This is a genomic window from Planctomycetia bacterium (assembly GCA_034440135.1).
GTDB lineage: Bacteria > Planctomycetota > Planctomycetia > Pirellulales > JALHLM01 > JALHLM01.
On the sequence record JAWXBP010000050.1, the window covers coordinates 1 to 3,803 of the forward strand.

Consider the following 3,803-nt stretch of genomic DNA (forward strand, 5'->3'; position numbering starts at 1 on the left):
AAGAACCGCCGGTGGGGTGATTTGACCCACGGTGATCCACCCGGGGCCGACCGCCAGCGGAATATTCCGAAAATTCTTTCCTAAACCGCGCTTGGTCCCGGTCACTACCGGCCTACTTCTCTTCAGGGAGTCAAAATAGCGACGAATCGCCGGCACGGCTGGCGGAGAATGTCGCGGTTGGATACCAATCTGCAGAGAGGGTTTGCCATGAAAAATAGGTCTTCTCGTGCGATCATCGAATGTGCGGCTTTGGAGGCTCGCCGACTTTTCTGCATGGATCACGACATCGCGGGGTTCAGCACGTCGCCGCCCGACGACGATGTTGGCGGCGTGGCGGTCTTCGGCGCTCCGTCGGGGTCGTCGGGTCCTGAAAGCGTGGACGTCCTGACCGTCCCGGCGTATAGCAGCCGACCGGGGGCTAATCGCAAGCTTTACCTCGATTTCAACGGCCATGGCGCAATTGATAATTGGAACGGCTGGTGGGAATTCGGCGGGAAAAGCGTCACGGCAACCCAGGCCTACGACATTGATGGCAACAACAACGCCTACAGCAATCAGGAAGTGGCCAATATCCTGCAAATCTGGAAGGGCGTTTCGGAAAAGTATTCGCCGTTCGACCTCGATGTGACGACGGTTCGGCCGCCGACGATCAACGGCGTGCGCGTGGTGATCGGCGGGGACGGCGCCTGGTATGGCAAGGGCGGCGGGGTCGCCAGCATCGGCGGATGGGGCGAAGAAGGGTTCACCGATGTCAACAGCGGGAACGTCGCGTTCGTCTGGAACGGCCAAACCCCGACGTCGAACCCCAGTTACATCATCGATGCCGCCTCCCACGAGGCCGGGCACACGCTGGACCTCTATCACCATTCGTTTCCCCCCATTTCAATAAAAACAAATGAGTACGCCACGGGATTCATCATGGGCTCGGGCGGGCGGTGGGCCAACACCGCAGTCAGCGGCACGGTCGCCACCAGCCGCAACGATGACGGCGTGCAGAACGAAGGCTCGCAGAACGATCTGACGCGGATCACCAGCGGCAACGGCTTCACGTTCCGCGCCGATGACGTCGGCAACTCGATCGGCGTCGCGACCACACTTACGCTAACCTCGGGCAGCGGCGTGCTCGAAGGCGCTGCCGCGGGCGTTATCGAGCAAATGCCCGACCTGGACGTTTACCGAATCAACCACACAGGCGGGTCGCTGGATGTTGAAGTTCTCGCAGCCGAGTTCGGAAGAATGCTTGATCCACGCATGGCGCTGCTGAATTCGTCGAACCAGTTCGTCGAAATCAGCACCACCAACGATGGCTCCGACGGCGTCGGCGAGCGCATTCAGATTAACCAGCTCAACGCCGGTACGTATTATGTCTCGATCAGCGGTTCAGGCTTTTACGGCGACATCGGGCAATATCGCCTCAACGCGCGAGCCGGTCTGGTGGTCACCGCGTTTAATGACACCGTCAGTACCGCCACGCAGCTTTACGCTTTCGGCAACACGGATGCGACGGTCTGGGGACCCATCGGCTACGGGGGGACCTCGACCATCAACGACAGCCTCGCCTCCACCGATACGATCGACTATTACAAGTTCCGCGCGCCGGGCAACACCAAACAGGTCTATGTGCGGCTTGGAAGCCTGACGACGAGCGCCAGCGTCGCGCTCTACAACGACCTCAACGGCAACGGCATCATTGAAATTGGCGAAATTCTCAACGCCACCAATCCCGGAACAGGCGATCAATTCCTCACCAGCAGCACGGTCAACGGCAACACGATGTATTACGTCCGGGTCATGAAGGCCAGCGCCGCGGGAGCGGGAAACTATCAGCTCCGCATCAACACCGACGCGGCGCCGGCCACCCTGCCCTCGTCGGTCAGTCCTGCCACGTTCGACCCGCAACCCCTGGTCGGCGGGAAGTTCGTGTACGAATCGATCGACGCCTTGGCTTCCGACACCACCGACTACTATCGCGTGACCGCAGAGGTCAGCGGGCTGTTCAGCTTCTACCTGAACAACGTCGGCTCGGGCGATCTCCGGCTGGACGTGGGCCGCGATACCAACGCCAACGGCGTGCTCGACGGTCTGGAGATCACCAACAGCGCGAACAGCCCCGGCACCGGCAGCAGCGAATTCCTTCAGAACGTCGTGGCCGGCGAAGCGCAGACGTATCTCGTCCGCGTCACGCCGCAGGTGGCCGGCTCTTCGAGCAACTATTCGCTGCAAGCGATCGCCGACTACGCGACCGGAGGCAATGTGAACGGCTCGCTGGTCGGGGCGCGTGATCTGACGGCCCGATTGGCCGGCACCATCTACGAATACCTGGGCGAGTCGGTGGACTTCTTCGACACGTTCAAGATTGCGCCGCCGATCGGACAGATGCAGGCGAGGTTCAACGGGATCGATCTGGGCGCAAACCACAGACTCGAAATTGTTCGCGACGGCAATAACAACGGCGCCGTAGAGGCCGGCGAAGTCGTCGCCAGCGGCTTCACGGGTCAGCTTCTGAGCTACAGCGTGATCGCCGGCGGGACCTACTATCTGCGCGTGGCGACGGTGTTCTCCGGAGAATTCTTCTCCAACGGAAACTACAAGCTGACCTACAACACCAACGGCGCGATCAACACCTGGACCACGCCCGCGACCGCCGGGAACATCACCGTTCTCTCCACGCAATCGTTTCTGGTCAATTACCTGGGCTACGACCCGGCGGATGCGACCCAGAACAACACCGAGGATTACTTCCGCTTCACGCTGGCCGGGCGATCCCGCTTCGACGTGTCGATCAACGGCCCGGGCATGGGCGTGGCGGTCGGACAGGACGACGGCTTTGGGAACTTCCGCCGAATTGGTGGCGTGGGCACAAATCAGGGCGTCGTCACCAGCCTTAGTGTCAATCTCAATCCCGGCACGTATCTCATCCGCACCTATTTGCCCGTCGAAGAACGCCAGGAAGACCCATCCGGCGGCAACTACGGCCTGTTCTTCAAAACCGCCGCCGTGACTGATAACTCCCCTCCGCTCGTCACCGCGTCGGCGTTCCAATACGAGATCAAGCCCACCGGCGTCTCGTTCACGATGAATCAGGACATCGCCGGCAGCATCGACGTGGCAGACGTCGTCATTACAGCGATTGACGGCTCGCAAATCGCCATCGGCGGCACATTTTACGATGCGGCGACGCACCGAATCGGCTACACAGTCGCTAACGGCGTGCTGCCCGACGGCAACTATCGAGCGACGCTGCTCGCAGGCTCGGTCCGCGACGCCTCCGCCAACCCGCTCGCCGCTGCGTACGACCTCAATTTCTTCGCCCTCGCCGGCGATGCCAACCGCGATCGGGCCGTGAACCTCGACGACTTCACCAGGCTGGCCTCCAGTTTTGGCCAGACGAATCGCACGTTTAGCAACGGCGACTTCAACTACGACCGCACGGTGAGCCTCGATGATTTCACGATTCTGGCCAGCAAGTTCGGCACGGTCCTCGCGGCCGCGCCGCTCAACCGCACGCCGTTCAACGACGGCCAATTGACGGATTTGCCAACTCCCGCAAAGTTGACCACAAGCGAGCCGCTGTTTGGAAATCGTCGCGATACGATGTTTAGCGATGTCCTGCTCGACCCCGCGTCAGTCTGAGCCACAACAAACCTCGGCGGCCCGACTTGTATGAAGGGCCGCCCGAGGTTAGCATTTTTGACTTAACCAAACGGGCGGTTGGCGCAGTTGGCTAGCGCACCAGCATGACACGCTGGGGGTCACAGGTTCGAGCCCTGTACCGCCCATCTCGCATTAGGACTTACGGATGA

Annotated in this window: 1 protein-coding gene and 1 tRNA gene; both read left to right on the forward strand. The window is 61.0% G+C overall.

Features of this window, described 5'->3' with window-relative positions; genetic code table 11:
- Nucleotides 1-273 precede the first annotated feature (273 nt).
- Nucleotides 274-3,633 carry a hypothetical protein gene (locus SGJ19_02640; GenBank protein ID MDZ4779131.1) on the forward strand — a complete coding sequence of 1,120 codons (3,360 nt, stop codon included), beginning with the start codon at nucleotides 274-276 and terminating at the stop codon, nucleotides 3,631-3,633.
- A 72-nt stretch (nucleotides 3,634-3,705) separates the two neighbouring features.
- A tRNA-Val gene (locus tag SGJ19_02645) sits at nucleotides 3,706-3,779 on the forward strand.
- Nucleotides 3,780-3,803: the final 24 nt, after the last annotated feature.